Raw genomic sequence first — 13,506 nt, 5'->3', positions numbered from 1 at the left:
CCATGACGATCACGGACCAGGTCAAGCCCCAAAGCGTCGGTGATGAGCCGCCGCCGCCGGGCGGCGGCAAGAGCGTCCGACGTCTGGCGTTCTCCCAGCAGGTCTCCAAGTGGGATGTGAAACTTTCCCCGTACCTCTACATTTCCCCGTTCTTCCTCCTGTTTGCCGTCACGGGTCTTTTCCCGCTGCTGTACACGGGCTGGGTTTCGCTGCACAACTGGAACCTCATCGGCGGGCAGGGGAAGTTCACGGGCCTGGAGAACTATGCGTTCGTCCTGGCGCAGCCCTACTTCTGGAACGCCGTCGGCAACACCCTCAGCATCTTCATGCTGTCCTCCGTTCCCCAGGTTGTCATTGCCCTGCTGATAGCGGCGGTGCTGGATGCGAACCTGAGGGCCCGGACGTTCTGGCGGATGGGGGTCCTGGTGCCGTTCGTCGTCGCGCCGGTGGCGGTGGGCCTGATCTTCAACAACCTCTTCGCGGACCAGTTCGGTCTGATCAACGAGATTCTGAAGGCTCTCGGCCTGGATCCGGTCCGCTGGCATTCCGAGTCGCTGGCCAGCCATACGGCGATCGCCACCATGGTGAACTTCCGCTGGACCGGCTACAACGCCCTCATCTTCCTCGCGGCCATGCAGGCGATCCCGAGGGACGTGTTCGAAGCTGCGACGATCGACGGTGCCGGCCGGCTGCGGCAGTTTTTCTCTGTCACCGTTCCGATGCTGCGGCCCACCGTGATCTTTGTGGTGATCACCTCCACCATCGGCGGACTGCAGATCTTCGATGAGGCGCGGGTGTTCGACCAGTCCGGGCTGGGCGGGGCGGACAGGCAGTGGCAGACGCTGACCATGTACATCTGGGAACTTGGCTGGGGCCAGCGGAACTTCGGCAGGGCCTCCGCCGTGGCGTGGCTGCTCTTCGTGATGATCGTGCTGATAGCCCTGCTCAACTTCATCATCACCAAGCGCATAGCAAGCCAGGGAGGCCGCAAATGAGCTCCATCCCCATGATCGAACAGAGCGCAGGCAAGGGCGCCGCCCGGGCCGCCGCACGGCGGGGGCCCGGCAGCGGGCGCAGAACGGGAACCTCCAGCGTCCGCCGGCCCGGCTTCCTGACGTACGGTTTCCTCGGAGCCGTCCTGCTCGCGTCCCTCTTTCCCCTGTACTGGTCCTTCCTTGTAGGCAGCCACGACAACACGGTCCCGAGCCGCGGCATCCCGCTGCTGCCCGGCGGAAATTTCCTCGCCAACGCGGAGAAGGTCTTCGACAGCATCCCGTTCTGGAAGGCCATGGGCAACAGTCTCATCGTCTCCAGCGTGACTGCGGCCTCCGTTGTGGTGTTCTCCACCCTCGCCGGCTTTGCCTTCGCCAAGCTTCGGTTCCGGGGGAGCAAGGGGCTGCTGGTCTTCGTCGTCGCCACCATGGCCGTCCCGACGCAGCTGGGTGTGGTCCCGCTGTTTATCGTGATGTCCAAGCTGGGCTGGACCGGCTCGCTGTGGGCTGTCATCATCCCCGGTGTTGTGACGGCCTTCGGGGTGTTCTGGATGACCCAGTATCTCCGGGACGCCCTTCCGGATGAGCTCATCGAGGCGGTGCGGATGGACGGCGCCTCGATGATCCAGGCCTTCTGGTACATCGGATTTCCGGCTGCCCGGCCGGCTGCTGCCATGCTGGCCCTGTTCACTTTTGTAGCCACCTGGACGAACTTCTTCTGGCCATTCATCGTCCTGGACCCCTCCAACCCCACGTTGCCGGTGGCGCTGCAGCTGCTGCAGGCCGCACACTTTGTGGACTACTCGGTGGTGCTGGCAGGTGCGGTCCTGGCCACCGTGCCGCTGCTGCTGTTGTTTGTCGCTGCAGGCCGCCAGCTCGTTTCCGGAATCATGCAAGGAGCAGTAAAAGGATGAACACCACCCCACTACCATTCCCCGAAGGCTTTCTGTGGGGGGCGGCCACAGCTGCCTACCAGATCGAAGGGGCGGCCCACCTCGGCGGCAGAAAGGACTCAATCTGGGACACGTTCTGCCGGGTTCCCGGCGCGGTCGCCGATGGCCACAATGGCGACGTCGCCTGCGACCACTACCATCGCACTGCCCAGGATGTGGCGTTGATGAAGTCGCTGCACCTGAAGGCGTACCGGTTTTCGGTGTCCTGGGCCCGCTGCATGCCGGACGGCAGGACACCGAATCCTGAGGGGATCGCGTTCTACTCCCGTCTGGTGGATGAACTGCTCGCCGCAGGCATCACCCCCTGGCTGACGCTCTACCACTGGGACCTGCCGCAGGCCCTGGAGGACGAGGGCGGCTGGGCCAACCGGGAGACCGCCCGGCTTTTCGCCGCCTACGCCGCCGTGCTGCACGAGGCGATCGGTGACCGGGTGCGGATCTGGACTACCCTCAACGAACCGTGGTGTTCGGCGTTCCTTGGCTACGCCGCCGGCGTCCACGCCCCGGGCCGGCAGGAACCGGCGACCGCCCTCGCGGCAGCCCACCATCTGCTGCTCGGGCACGGGCTCGCCGTTGCCGAACTGCGCCGGCGTGACCCGGACGTGAGCCTCGGCATCACCCTGAATCTCACCGTTGCTGATCCGGCCGACCCCGGCTCCGCGGACGACCGGGACGCGGCCCGCCGCATCGACGGGCTGCACAACCGGATCTTCCTGGATCCGCTCTTCCGCGGCGAGTACCCCGCGGACGTGCTCGAGGACGTTGCCGGACTCGGGTTCGACACCGTCGTGCAGGACGGTGACCTGGCCGTCATCTCGGCGGCCGTGGACTTGCTGGGCGTCAATTACTACCAGGGCGAGGCCCTCACCAAGGCCGCGTCTCCTGCCGACCATCCGGACCGCCCGGAAACCGTGACGACGACGGCGCAGGCCGCGCCGGAGTCCGTCGGCCGGCCTGCGGCATCACCGTTCGTCTCCGCTGACGGCGTGCACTCGGTGCCGCGCGGGCTGCCGGTGACGGGCATGGGCTGGGAGGTCCAGCCCGAAGGCCTGTTCAGGCTGCTGACGCGGCTCCAGCGCGAGTACACGGGACCGGCCGGTATCCCGATCTACATGACCGAAAACGGTGCCGCCTACCCGGACGTTCCCGACGCCCAAGGCTTCGTCGACGACCAGGACCGGCTGGCCTATTTTGACGCACACCTGCGGGCGGTGCGGGAGGCGATCGACGCCGGCGCGGACGTCCGCGGCTACCTCGCGTGGTCGCTGCTGGACAACTTCGAATGGGCCTACGGGTACCACCAGCGCTTCGGTCTGGTCCGGGTGGACTACGAGACCCTGGAGCGGATACCCAAAGCCAGCGGCCTCTGGTACGCGAAGGTGGCCGCGTCGAACGCTGTACCGGCCCACCAGATGGTCTCGCACATGGGATGACCGGGGATGTCGTATTCTCAAAGTGATGAGCGAACAGATCCACCGGGGTGTCCGGCCCGAACCGGCGAGGCCAAGCCCCACCCTTGAAGACCTCGCGAAGGCGGCGGGAGTGTCCCGCTCGACCGCCTCGCGGGCCATCAACGGCGGCTCCCGGGTCAGCCCGGAAGCCCGGGCAGCCGTGGACGCCGCCGTCGTTGCCCTTGGCTATACCCCGAACCCGGCGGCACGGAGCCTCGTCACCCGGCGGACCTCATCGATCGCCCTGGTCATCAACGAACCCGATGCCCGCGTCATGATGGACCCGTTCTTCGCCGCCGTGATCACCGGGGTGACGGAGGCGCTGCGCGAGACGGAAATGCAGTTGGTCCTGCTGATGTCCCGTGCCGGCGGCGACCCCTCCCGGACGGTCCGCTACCTGCGCGGCGGCCACGTCGACGGAGCCATTGTGGTCTCGCATCACAAAGCGGATGGCTGGACCGAGGAGCTCGCCGCGTCCGGGCTGCCCACCGTATTCATTGGCCGGCCCTGGGACGCGGATCTCGGCATCCACTACGTTGACGTGGACAGCTTTCAGGGCGCCCGGCTGGCGGCGCTCCACCTTGCGGCAGCCGGGCGCACCCGGCTCGGAACCGTCACCGGCCCGCTGGACATGACGGCCTCGGCGGATCGGCTCGCCGGCTGGCATGCGGGCCTCCGGGAAGCCGGACTCCCGCCGGGCCCGGTCGCCCACGGAGACTTCACCGCCGCCGGAGGCGCCCAGGCCACGGAGCAGCTGCTGGCCCAGGACGGAGGCCTGGACGGCATCTTTGCCGCCTCCGACCTCATGGCCCGCGGCGCGATCACGGCCATCCGGGCCTCGGGGCGGACGGTCCCCGGGGACGTCGCCGTCGTCGGTTTTGACGACCACGTGTCGGCTCCGGGCGAGCTGCCCCTGACCACGATCAACCAGCCCATGGTGGAAATGGCCACTGAGGCGGGCCGTCTCCTCCTCGCTGACATCGAAAATTCGGGTGCAGACCGCGATCCGGTGATCTACCCGGCGCGACTGGTTGTGCGGGCCAGCAGCGGGCCGAAGGGCGGGTAGGCCCGAAAGCCGTGGGCGTCATTACGGCTGGAGCGGTGCCGGCCCTGATCGGGTAGCAGCTGGTGACTGCGCCTGCTGCGTCTCCGCCTGACGGGTCGCGGCCCAGCTGGCCAGCAGCCGCAGCGCGTCCCCGGTGGGAGAACCGGGCTCGGCGGTGTAGACAAGCAGCGACAGCCCGGCGTCGGCCGCGAGATCCAGGCCCTCGTACATGAGGTGGAGGTCCCCGACCACGGGGTGCCGGAAGTGCTTGAGCCCGGTGTAGTGCTGACGCACGTTGTGGGCAGCCCACCGGGTGCGGAACTCCTCACTGCGTGTGGAGAGTTCCCCGACGAGGTCGGTCAGGCCCCGGTCGTAGGGGTCACGGCCGGCCTCGGTCCGCAGGATCGCCACCGTGTCATTCGCGGCACGCTCCCAGTCCGGGTAAAACCCGTAGGCCCGGCTGTCCAGGAAGATGAACCGGGCGTGGTTGGCCGGCCGGACAGGGCTGGCGTACATCTCGGAATACAGCGCGTAGCCGAGCTGGTTGGCGGCAAGGATATCCAGGCGTCCGTTGCGCACGAACGCCGGGGCGTTGGTCATCGCGTCGAGCATGAGTTGCACGGACGGACGGACGGGCTGGGTGGCGGGGCGGCGTCGCTGCGGCTTGCGGCTGGTGCTGGAGGCCCGGGCGAGGTCAAACAGGTGGGCCTGCTCCGCCTCGTCGAGCTGCAGCGCCCGCGCCAGGGCTTCCAGGACTCCCTCGGAGACGCCGGAGAGGTTTCCGCGCTCCAGCCGGGTGTAATACTCGACACTGACCCCGGCCAGCATGGCAACCTCGCCGCGGCGCAGTCCGGGGACCCGGCGGTTGCCGCCGTAGACGGGCAGACCCGCCTGTTCCGGGGTGATTTTCGCCCGCCGGGTGGCCAGGAAGTCCCGGGTCTCGCTCTGGTTGTCCATACCTTCAACGTTAGAGGGTGCGGCCCCGTAAGGGAGTCCCTGCCAGTACCCCTTACAGCAGGGCCTCCCTCTCCGGCAGCTGAGTAGTGTTTGATGGATAGTGCCCCCGATGACGTCCGGGCCGAAAGGCCGCACCTGACCGGTGCCGGACGCCGGGGCACCCCCCAAACCATCCAAAAGCAGGAGATCCATGCTTACCGTTAACGCTTACGCCGCCACTTCCGCGACGGAATCCCTCGTTCCGACCACCATTGAACGCCGGGACGTTGGCCCGCACGACGTCCTGATCGATATCAAGTTCGCCGGCATCTGCCACTCCGACATCCACACCGTCCGCGGCGACTGGGGCCCCCAGCAGTACCCGCTGGCACCGGGCCACGAAATCGCCGGCATCGTCACCGAGGTCGGTTCGGCCGTCACCAAGCACGCCGTCGGCGACCGGGTCGGCGTCGGCTGCATGGTGAATTCCTGCCGCGAATGCGTCAACTGCCAAAAGGGCGAGGAACAGTACTGCCTCGCCGGGAACACGGGCACGTACGGCGCCGTCGACCGCGACGGAACGATCACCCAGGGCGGCTATTCCACCCATGTGGTGGTGACCGAGGACTTCGTCGTACAGATCCCGGAGGGCATCGAGCTCGACGTCGCCGCGCCGCTGCTTTGCGCCGGCATCACCACCTACTCGCCGCTGCGCCACTGGGGGGCGGGACCCGGCAAGAAGGTGGCAGTCGTGGGGCTCGGCGGACTCGGACACATGGCCGTCAAGCTCGCCCACGCCATGGGCGCCGAGGTGACCGTGCTGTCACAGTCGCTGAAGAAGCAGGAGGACGGGCTCAAACTGGGCGCCGACCACTACTACGCCACCAGCGACGAAAACACCTTCACGGATCTGGCGGGCTCCTTCGACCTGATCATCAACACCGTCAGCGCGAAGATCGACATCAGTTCCTACCTGCAGCTGCTGACCCTCGACGGCGCCCTGGTGAACGTGGGCGCCCCGGCGGAACCGCTGCCGGTGAACGCGTTCGCCCTGATTATGGGACGCCGGTCCTTCGCCGGATCCATGATCGGCGGCATCCGCGAGACCCAGGAAATGCTTGACTTCTGCGCCGAGCACAACCTTGGCGCCGAAATCGAGGTCATCCCGGCCGAGAAGATCAACGACGCCTACGAGCGCGTGCTCGCCTCCGACGTGCGCTACCGTTTCGTGATTGACACCTCCACGCTGAGCTAGTCTCCGCGGCCGCGGCAAAGAGTGAGGCAAGGGGCCCGGCCGGTTTCAACCGGCCGGGCCCCTCCTGGTTCTGCTGGGCGGAAGATGGTCCTTGCCCGCGGCCGGTTCGGCGGGCACGCTGGCAGGATGACCAAACTGCATCCCGACGCCAACTTTTCCGGCCTGGACATCTCCGCGGGGATCGAAGCGGAGCCCGACGGCGTCCTCGCGCTGGACCCGGAACTGGCCGCCATCTGGACCCTTGCGGCGCCGTACCTGTTGGTTCGCGACAACGACGCCCACACGCTCTACGCCTTCGGGCTGGCCCGGGCGCTTCTCGAGGCGCACCCCGAGGCGGACGCCGCCGTCGTCCTCCCCGCGATCATGCTGCACGACATCGGCTGGTCCCGGGTGCCGCCCGCGGAGGTCCTGCAGGCAATTGCGCCCGGCGGCGGCAAGCCGGACCTGGTGCTGCTGCACGAGAAGGAAGGCGCCCGGCTCGCCGCCGGGATCCTCGCCGAGGCCGGGTACGACGCCGGGAAGGTGCCGGCCATCCTGGACATCATCGACGGCCACGACTCCCGCCGCGAGGCGATGTCGATCGAGGACGCGATCGTCAAGGACGCGGATAAGACCTGGCGGCTCAGCCCGCACGGCATCGACACGGTGATGGATTGGTTCGGCCTGGACCGCGGGCAGGCGCTGCGGCTGTGCAGCCAGCGGGTCCACGGGCATCTGTTCACCGCGGAGGCCCGGGCCATGGCCCGGGCACTGTCCGCGCTGGAATCGGTGACGCTGTGGCCGCAGCGGCAGGCGCTGCCCGGCGCGGGATAGGGCGCCAGCCGGGGGCGCACCGGGGCCATGCTGCAGAGTATCGTCCCAGCTCAGGCCTAGAATGAGCACGATGATGCCTGTAGAAGCTGTCGCCGCCGAAGGGAAGAATTCCCTGAGCGTGCGCGCGGGGATCATTGAATCCGTCTGGCGTCCCGGCTCGTTTGTTGACGTCGACGACGCCAAGGACGCCATGCTGGCCGTGGCTCGACTCAGCGGAGGCACCCCGATGCCGATGCTCTCCGAAATGACCGATGTGGAGATCAGCGCCGCCGCCCGGTACGAGTTCGCGCAAACCACCGGTGTGCTGGCCATCGCGGTCCTCGGATCCAGCGCAGTGGACCGCGTGGTTGCCGCCGCCATGAGCCGCCACACCCTGTACCCGCACGAGTTCTTTACCTCCAGGAACGCCGCCATGACCTGGCTGGCGGACGTCGTCAAAGGCCGGGGCTAGGTTCTCCCTGCTCAGACTCCGCTCAGGGTGTCGATGTAATCCAGCGTTTTGGCGCTGACATGCCGCACGGCCGCAAGGTCCTCCCGGAGGGCTGTTCTCCTGGCCGGGTCACCGAGCGCGGCTCGGAGTTCCACGACCGTCTCGATGCCCTGGCGCTCGAACACGCGTGTGATGTCCTCGACCTGGGCCAGGCGGCCCGGCGACGGCCAGCTGATAACGTCCGAGAGCTTCCCCGTCTCAAGGTGCTGGCGGAACCCGCTGGTCGTGGCGGCATCCGGCCATGCCGCAATCAAGGCGTCAACGCGCGGCTTGACGGTCTCGTGGTAGTTCTGCCGTCGCTGCAAGGTGGCATCGACAATGATCGCCCCGATGTGGTCCCAACCACGGCTGGCTTCGGTCGAGGCGTCTGTGCCGTGGGAGTCCTTTGGCGCCGGAAGGTTGGCAGCATCATTATCGCTAGTCATAAGTGAATACTTCCATGAGCCGGACGTGAGCGTGTGGCTGCGGCAGTCGAGGTCGGGGGAGGGGATCCCGCCAAACATATCTACGAGGGCAAGAAATCCGGGTCCTTGCCTAATCTGGCCCTGCCGCCTTCGGAGGGAAGACGTGAACCCAACGCGCAGCCATTGCCCTTGGTGTCTGCGTTGCATAGCCTAACCATGCCGAGCAGGGAGAAGGCCATGAAGCTGACAGTGACCGAGTTCGTGAGCATCGACGGCGTATCGCAGGGCCCGGGATCGCCTGAGGAAGACACCAGCGACGGGTTTACCCGGGGTGGATGGCTTGTCCCCTACATGGACCAAACATTCATCCGCCAGGCCGCGGAGTGGCTCAGCCGGGCCGACGCGCTCTTGCTCGGCCGGCGCACCTACGACGCCTTCGCGAGGGACTGGCCGCAGATCACAGATCCGAACGATCCCTTCACCCCGTCCATGAACAACCTGCCGAAATACGTCGCCTCGCGCACCTTAACCAGGGGCACATGGAATCCGACCACGATCCTCTCCGCCGACGTCGCAGCCGAGGTCGCGGAGCTCAAACAGCAACCCGGACGGGAACTCCAGATCCACGGAAGCGCTCGGCTCGTCCAGTCCCTGCTAGCCGCAGGGCTGATCGATGAGTTCCGACTCGTGATTGCTCCCGTCATCGTCGGTCTCGGTCGCCGCCTCTTCCCCGACGGCGGCCCGTCCGTGGGACTGCGCCTGGTCAGCAGTCAGACCACCCCTGGCGGACTCACCCTCCAGGTCTACGAACAAGCTGGACTCGCCACCTACGCGACCTACACGGGCGTCTCCGATCTGCCCTAGCAGTCAGACCTGCAGCCTTTTAGTGAGGCCCGACACCGCCTCATAATAGGGCTGAGCACCAAAGCGGTGCCGCAGAGAAGAGCCGACGGCTGGCGCCGTCGGAGGAGAGGAGTCCTCGCATGACGAAGTACCTGATCTCGTTCCCCGGTGAGGCCATGGTGTTCCCCGAGGAGGACTTCGAGGCTGTGGTCGAAGCCTCGCATGCCGTCATCGACGAGGCCAAGGCGGCGGGCGTGTACGTCTTCGGCGGCGGCATCGATGAGGACGTAGACCCCGTGCTCGTGGCCGGTGACGGCACCGTCACCGAGGGCACGTACCCAGGGCACAAGGTGCCCAACGGCGGCTACACCGTTCTCGAGCTGCCCTCGCGGGAGGCTGCACTCGAGTGGGCCGCGAAGATCGCCGTCGCCTGCCGCTGCTCGCAAGAGGTCCGGCAGTTCCAGTACGACCCGGCCAGCTGACGAGGGCAACCTCAACCAAAGGGTCGTGCATTGCGCGCCCATAACGAAAGAAGCGCAGCAGCGCACAGGGCGGGTGCCGTCGATCGACGGCACCTCGCTGGCCTATTCGTCGATCGGACCCGGGTGGCCATTGAAGGCTAAGCGCGGCCTTTTAGGATCAGGTTCCAGTACACCTGGGGGAAGATATCGCGGTCCACAACCCATGATGCGCGGCTTTCTTTCCACGTTGGCACCTTCGGGACAGAGGGCATGGGCCGGTACTGGTCATCGAACTCAGCGAAGACAACCGTTGCGCGGGAAACCGTGAAGGGGCACACCGAATATCCGTCGTACTTCTCCGTCAGGGGATTGCCCTTCCGGGCCGCTACCAGGTTCTTGGCCAAGACCTTCGTCTGCTTTCGCAACGCACCGCCGGACTTGGAGTTGGTGGTCGCCGCGGCATCCCCCAAAGACCAGATGTCCGGAAAACGGACGTGCCGGAGGGTCTGCGGATCCACCTCCACAAATCCGCCGGAGTCGCCCGGAGCGGGCAGCTCCGTGGCTTTGAGCCAGTCCGGGGCCGACTGCGGCGGGACGGCATTGAGCACGTCGTAGTGCAGCTCCTCGGTGGCTCCGGTTGCATTGTCCCGGATCAGCGCGTTCTGTGCCGCAGCGTCCACCGAAACCAGTTCGCTATTGAGACGCAGTTCAATGCCGTACTCGGCAATCTTGCGGTTCAGCTCGTCATCCACTCCGGGCACTCCGAACACGGTGGGGTACGGCTGCACCATGACTACCCGAATGTCCTGGAGCACCCCCTGCTCCCGCCAGTAATCGCAGGCCAGGTACATCGGCTTCTGTGCGGCGCCGCCGCACTTGATGGGGCCTGAGGGCATGGTGAAAACGGCGGTCCCGGCCGTGAGGCCGCTGAGCAGCGTCCAGGCCTTGGCTGCCAGGCTGAATTCATAGTGGGACGCGCCGGACGGGGAATGGACGGCCTCTGCCAGACCAGGGATCTTGTCCCAGTCCAGCTGCAGGCCGGGGCAAACCACCAAGTGGCCAAACCCCAGTTGCCCGCCCGAGGCCAAAGTCACCGTGTTGCCTGCCGGGTCGATGTCCACTGCGCCGTCCCGGATCCATTCCACGCCCCGCGGCATAACGTTGCGCTGGGGCCGGCTGGCTTCCGAGGCCTTAGCCCTCCCGCCGGCGATGTGGGAAAACAGCGGCTGGTAGAAGTGGTGGTCCTGGGGCTCCACCACGGCTACATCCTTAACCCCGTAGCGATGGAGGCGCGCCGCGAGGGAAACTCCGGCGTTACCCCCGCCGATAATGAGGACTTCGCGGTACTGCCCGGCCATGACGTTACTTCCTTACAGTCAGGGCAGAGGCTTTGTGGGCTGCCCGGGCGCCGGTTTTAGCGGACTCCACGACGTACTGCGGCTCGTCCTCACTGGCCCGGTGGGTTTTTCCGTCCACCTCGAAGTCACTGACTTTTTTCTGCACGATCTTGCCGTGGGTGGGGCCCTGGGGCGTGTTCCATTCCACGGGTGTTCCCTTGCTCAGCGACATCGGTGCTCCTCGGATAGGACGGTTCCAGCAGCGCATGGGTGACCTGCAACCGGAGCCTCAATAGTAAGCATGATGAGCTTTATTGGGTATGGTCCGCTGGCTGCCGGGATCCTGTTACGTCAGCCCGGCTCCCGGCAGCAACGCGACGGCCGCCCTCCTCTCACTGCACGTTGTGCTACCTTGCATTGCCGGACCACGAGGCGCCGCGTCTGCCCGGCAGGCAAGAACGAACCGAACCGTTTGGAGTCCGAAACGATGCCCAGTAACACCAAGCTGTCCCGCATCCTCGATGCCGGAGCGAACCTGACCGTGGACGGCGCACTTGCCACCGAGCTCGAAGCGCACGGCTGCGATCTGGAAGACCCGTTGTGGTCGGCTAAAGTCCTTCTGGAACAGCCTCACCTCGTCAAGCGCGTACACCTCGATTACTTCCGCGCCGGAGCAGCGGTCGCCATCACGGCAAGCTATCAGGCCACGACCCTGGGATTTGCGCGGCGCGGCCTCGGCGAAGAAGAGGCCTTGGAACGGGTGGGGTTGAGTGTGCGCCTGGCCGATGAGGCGCGCCGCGAGTACCTCGTCGAAAACCCGGATGCGGGCCCCCTGCTGGTTGCTGGGTCGGTCGGACCCTACGGCGCGTACCTCGCGGACGGATCGGAATACCGGGGCGACTACGTCCTCAGCCGAAACGAGTTTTTGGAGTTCCACCGGCCTCGAATCGCGGCGCTGGTGGACGCCGGAGCGGACTTTCTGGCCTGTGAGACGCTGCCTTCATTGCCGGAGGCCGAGGCCCTGGTGGCACTCATGAAAGAGTTCGACGTCGAGGCCTGGCTCTCCTTCACGCTGAGGGATGGCGGCCACATCAGTGACGGCACGCCGCTGGCTCAGGTGGCAGAGCTCTGCAGGGATCAGCCGCTCGCGGTGGCGATCGGCGTAAACTGTGTGCCGCTGGAGCTGGTCTCCCCAGCCCTGGAGGCCTTGGGCAACGCCACCGAAACGCCACTGATCGCCTACCCAAATTCGGGAGAAACTTATGACGCAGTCACCAAGACTTGGGGGCCGGCCGCGGCCGGGGACCGCCCGGCGGGCCCTCATAGCAAAACGCCCCTAAGCCTTGCGGAGGGAGCGCCGATCTGGCGTGAACTTGGTGCCCGGCTCGTGGGCGGATGCTGTCGAACGACCCCGCACGATATCGCCGCCGTGGCAAGGCTGTCCGGCAATCCCTGACCAGAATCTCCCGGCGGGGATTGTGCTTCAAGAACCCGCGTATTGGGCGACGGACGGGGCGCCGATTGCCATGTTGAGTTCTTCCAGGGTCGGAGGATTCGCTCCCGGGCGCTGTACGGTAATGGCCGCGGCTGCAGCTGCGGTGTGACCGAGCTGGTCCAAGACAGCTGGGGCAAAGCCCTCGGTTCCCCGGGTGAGAAAGCCCAGGATCAGGGCGGACATGTAGGAGTCTCCGGCGCCGATAGTGTCGGCAACTCTGCATTTATCGGCAGGAATGCCGACGTTAGCGGCGGCGGTCGTGAATTGTGAGCCGTGCGCGCCCTTGGTGATGACGGCAAGTCCGGCGCCCAAGCCGAGGAGGTGGGCTGCCGTTTCGTCCAGGCTTTTTTGGGGGTACAGCCATTGGGCGTCCTCGTCGCTGAGTTTGACGACGTCGGTTAAGGGCACGAGCTCTTCGAAGATGGCTTTCGCCTCCCTGTGGCTGCCGAGCAGGGCTGGCCGGATATTCGGGTCGTATGTGATCATGCAGTGTCTGTGGGCCTGTTCGAGGAGAGATTTCACGGCGCCGGCGCCGGGACTAAGGAAAGTGGCGATGGATCCGGTGTGCAGAATTCTTGGGAAGTGGGCGGGGGCTGCCGGGGCAAGGTCCCAGGAGATGTCGAAGTCGTACCTGGCGGAGCCGTCCGGTTCAAGTGTTGCTGTTGCCGATGCCGTCCGGGCCATGGATCTTGATCCGGGCAGAAGTATCACTCCTGCGCTGCGGAGATGGTTTTCGATGGCGATCCCCCGCGCGTCCGGGCCGATGGCCGTGAGCAGACCGGTGGTTACGCCGAGGCGACCAAGTCCGTAGGCGACATTGGCCGGCGAGCCGCCAGGGTGTTCCACTTGGTTGTGTGACGTAGTGACCACGTCGATCAGCGCTTCACCCACGACCATGACGTCGAGCGTCTGGTGAGGGTCGCGCCGGGCTGTTTTGAGGTAATCCATGCTGTGTCTCTCGTGGGAAGCTGATGGCGGGGCGCGTCCGAGCCACTTCAGTCCGCGGACTGGTAACCCGGTCCGCGGACTGA

The 13,506-nt window shown here is 66.3% G+C and carries 15 protein-coding genes; 10 read left to right on the top strand and 5 right to left on the bottom strand.

All coding sequences use genetic code 11. The features are described 5' to 3' along the window. The first annotated feature begins 2 nt into the window (after nucleotides 1–2). The 4 genes from AC50YC_RS14555 to AC50YC_RS14540 are packed head-to-tail and all read left to right on the top strand — an operon-like array spanning nucleotide 3 to nucleotide 4,462. Complete coding sequence (locus tag AC50YC_RS14555; RefSeq protein WP_494952828.1) at nucleotides 3–995, top strand: carbohydrate ABC transporter permease; 993 nt, start codon at nucleotides 3–5, stop codon at nucleotides 993–995. Next, on the top strand, nucleotides 992–1,906 hold the full coding sequence (locus tag AC50YC_RS14550; RefSeq protein ID WP_494952827.1) for a carbohydrate ABC transporter permease: 915 nt from the start codon (nucleotides 992–994) through the stop codon (nucleotides 1,904–1,906). Before AC50YC_RS14555 ends, AC50YC_RS14550 begins: the two co-directional genes overlap by 4 nt. Then, nucleotides 1,903–3,378, top strand: a complete 1,476-nt coding sequence (locus tag AC50YC_RS14545) for a glycoside hydrolase family 1 protein (protein WP_494952826.1) — start codon at nucleotides 1,903–1,905, stop codon at nucleotides 3,376–3,378. The genes AC50YC_RS14550 and AC50YC_RS14545 overlap by 4 nt, the downstream gene beginning before the upstream one ends. 25 nt (nucleotides 3,379–3,403) lie before the next feature. Beyond that, nucleotides 3,404–4,462, top strand: coding sequence for a LacI family DNA-binding transcriptional regulator (locus AC50YC_RS14540; RefSeq protein ID WP_494952825.1), 1,059 nt, complete (start codon nucleotides 3,404–3,406; stop codon nucleotides 4,460–4,462). Between the two features lie 21 nt (nucleotides 4,463–4,483). Here AC50YC_RS14540 and AC50YC_RS14535 read toward each other — a convergent pair whose 3' ends face one another. Continuing rightward, nucleotides 4,484–5,398, bottom strand: coding sequence for a helix-turn-helix transcriptional regulator (locus AC50YC_RS14535; protein WP_494952824.1), 915 nt, complete (start codon nucleotides 5,396–5,398; stop codon nucleotides 4,484–4,486). 190 nt (nucleotides 5,399–5,588) lie between these two features. Here AC50YC_RS14535 and AC50YC_RS14530 point away from each other — a divergent pair, with 190 nt between their 5' ends. The 3 genes from AC50YC_RS14530 to AC50YC_RS14520 all read left to right on the top strand — a co-directional run bounded on the left by AC50YC_RS14530 (nucleotide 5,589) and on the right by AC50YC_RS14520 (nucleotide 7,896). After that, nucleotides 5,589–6,632: an NAD(P)-dependent alcohol dehydrogenase gene (locus AC50YC_RS14530; protein WP_494952823.1), complete on the top strand. Its 1,044-nt coding sequence runs from the start codon at nucleotides 5,589–5,591 to the stop codon at nucleotides 6,630–6,632. A 126-nt stretch (nucleotides 6,633–6,758) separates the two neighbouring features. Next, the gene (locus AC50YC_RS14525; RefSeq protein ID WP_494952822.1) at nucleotides 6,759–7,445 is read left to right on the top strand and encodes an HD domain-containing protein; all 687 of its coding nucleotides are present in this window, start codon (nucleotides 6,759–6,761) and stop codon (nucleotides 7,443–7,445) included. A 70-nt stretch (nucleotides 7,446–7,515) separates the two neighbouring features. Further along, on the top strand, nucleotides 7,516–7,896 hold the full coding sequence (locus AC50YC_RS14520; RefSeq protein ID WP_494952821.1) for a DUF7793 family protein: 381 nt from the start codon (nucleotides 7,516–7,518) through the stop codon (nucleotides 7,894–7,896). An 11-nt stretch (nucleotides 7,897–7,907) separates the two neighbouring features. Here the strand turns inward: AC50YC_RS14520 and AC50YC_RS14515 are convergent, their stop codons facing one another. Further along, nucleotides 7,908–8,360: a hypothetical protein gene (locus tag AC50YC_RS14515; protein WP_494952820.1), complete on the bottom strand. Its 453-nt coding sequence runs from the start codon at nucleotides 8,358–8,360 to the stop codon at nucleotides 7,908–7,910. 216 nt (nucleotides 8,361–8,576) lie between these two features. On the opposite strand from AC50YC_RS14515, the gene AC50YC_RS14510 reads away from it, so the two are divergent. Then, nucleotides 8,577–9,203: a dihydrofolate reductase family protein gene (locus AC50YC_RS14510; protein WP_494952819.1), complete on the top strand. Its 627-nt coding sequence runs from the start codon at nucleotides 8,577–8,579 to the stop codon at nucleotides 9,201–9,203. A 119-nt stretch (nucleotides 9,204–9,322) separates the two neighbouring features. Beyond that, on the top strand, nucleotides 9,323–9,664 hold the full coding sequence (locus AC50YC_RS14505; RefSeq protein WP_056627301.1) for a YciI family protein: 342 nt from the start codon (nucleotides 9,323–9,325) through the stop codon (nucleotides 9,662–9,664). A gap of 137 nt (nucleotides 9,665–9,801) precedes the next feature. On the opposite strand, the gene AC50YC_RS14500 is transcribed toward AC50YC_RS14505, so the two are convergent. Both AC50YC_RS14500 and AC50YC_RS14495 read right to left on the bottom strand, forming a co-directional pair. After that, complete coding sequence (locus AC50YC_RS14500) at nucleotides 9,802–11,001, bottom strand: NAD(P)/FAD-dependent oxidoreductase (RefSeq protein ID WP_494952818.1); 1,200 nt, start codon at nucleotides 10,999–11,001, stop codon at nucleotides 9,802–9,804. Between the two features lie 4 nt (nucleotides 11,002–11,005). Beyond that, complete coding sequence (locus AC50YC_RS14495) at nucleotides 11,006–11,212, bottom strand: hypervirulence associated TUDOR domain-containing protein (protein WP_494952817.1); 207 nt, start codon at nucleotides 11,210–11,212, stop codon at nucleotides 11,006–11,008. Nucleotides 11,213–11,467: 255 nt separating this feature from the next. On the opposite strand from AC50YC_RS14495, the gene mmuM reads away from it, so the two are divergent. Then, nucleotides 11,468–12,436 carry a homocysteine S-methyltransferase gene (gene mmuM / locus AC50YC_RS14490; protein WP_494953064.1) on the top strand — a complete coding sequence of 323 codons (969 nt, stop codon included), beginning with the start codon at nucleotides 11,468–11,470 and terminating at the stop codon, nucleotides 12,434–12,436. A 27-nt stretch (nucleotides 12,437–12,463) separates the two neighbouring features. On the opposite strand, the gene AC50YC_RS14485 is transcribed toward mmuM, so the two are convergent. Next, complete coding sequence (locus tag AC50YC_RS14485) at nucleotides 12,464–13,423, bottom strand: carbohydrate kinase family protein (RefSeq protein ID WP_494952816.1); 960 nt, start codon at nucleotides 13,421–13,423, stop codon at nucleotides 12,464–12,466. Nucleotides 13,424–13,506: the final 83 nt, after the last annotated feature.

It is taken from the genome of Pseudarthrobacter sp. MDT1-56, from assembly GCF_059383555.1.
This window is presented reverse-complemented; position numbering and strand designations above follow the sequence as displayed.

Excerpts from the sequence above, each read along its gene's own strand:
- mmuM (WP_494953064.1), top strand. The coding sequence starts at position 11,468 with ATGCCCAGTAACACCAAGCTGTCCCGCATCCTCGATGCCGGAGCGAAC.
- AC50YC_RS14510 (WP_494952819.1), top strand. The coding sequence starts at position 8,577 with ATGAAGCTGACAGTGACCGAGTTCGTGAGCATCGACGGCGTATCGCAG.
- AC50YC_RS14495 (WP_494952817.1), bottom strand. The coding sequence starts at position 11,212 with ATGTCGCTGAGCAAGGGAACACCCGTGGAATGGAACACGCCCCAGGGC.
- AC50YC_RS14540 (WP_494952825.1), top strand. The coding sequence starts at position 3,404 with ATGAGCGAACAGATCCACCGGGGTGTCCGGCCCGAACCGGCGAGGCCA.
- AC50YC_RS14545 (WP_494952826.1), top strand. The coding sequence starts at position 1,903 with ATGAACACCACCCCACTACCATTCCCCGAAGGCTTTCTGTGGGGGGCG.
- AC50YC_RS14505 (WP_056627301.1), top strand. The coding sequence starts at position 9,323 with ATGACGAAGTACCTGATCTCGTTCCCCGGTGAGGCCATGGTGTTCCCC.
- AC50YC_RS14520 (WP_494952821.1), top strand. The coding sequence starts at position 7,516 with ATGATGCCTGTAGAAGCTGTCGCCGCCGAAGGGAAGAATTCCCTGAGC.
- AC50YC_RS14515 (WP_494952820.1), bottom strand. The coding sequence starts at position 8,360 with ATGACTAGCGATAATGATGCTGCCAACCTTCCGGCGCCAAAGGACTCC.
- AC50YC_RS14535 (WP_494952824.1), bottom strand. The coding sequence starts at position 5,398 with ATGGACAACCAGAGCGAGACCCGGGACTTCCTGGCCACCCGGCGGGCG.
- AC50YC_RS14485 (WP_494952816.1), bottom strand. The coding sequence starts at position 13,423 with ATGGATTACCTCAAAACAGCCCGGCGCGACCCTCACCAGACGCTCGAC.
- AC50YC_RS14525 (WP_494952822.1), top strand. The coding sequence starts at position 6,759 with ATGACCAAACTGCATCCCGACGCCAACTTTTCCGGCCTGGACATCTCC.
- AC50YC_RS14530 (WP_494952823.1), top strand. The coding sequence starts at position 5,589 with ATGCTTACCGTTAACGCTTACGCCGCCACTTCCGCGACGGAATCCCTC.
- AC50YC_RS14500 (WP_494952818.1), bottom strand. The coding sequence starts at position 11,001 with ATGGCCGGGCAGTACCGCGAAGTCCTCATTATCGGCGGGGGTAACGCC.
- AC50YC_RS14550 (WP_494952827.1), top strand. The coding sequence starts at position 992 with ATGAGCTCCATCCCCATGATCGAACAGAGCGCAGGCAAGGGCGCCGCC.
- AC50YC_RS14555 (WP_494952828.1), top strand. The coding sequence starts at position 3 with ATGACGATCACGGACCAGGTCAAGCCCCAAAGCGTCGGTGATGAGCCG.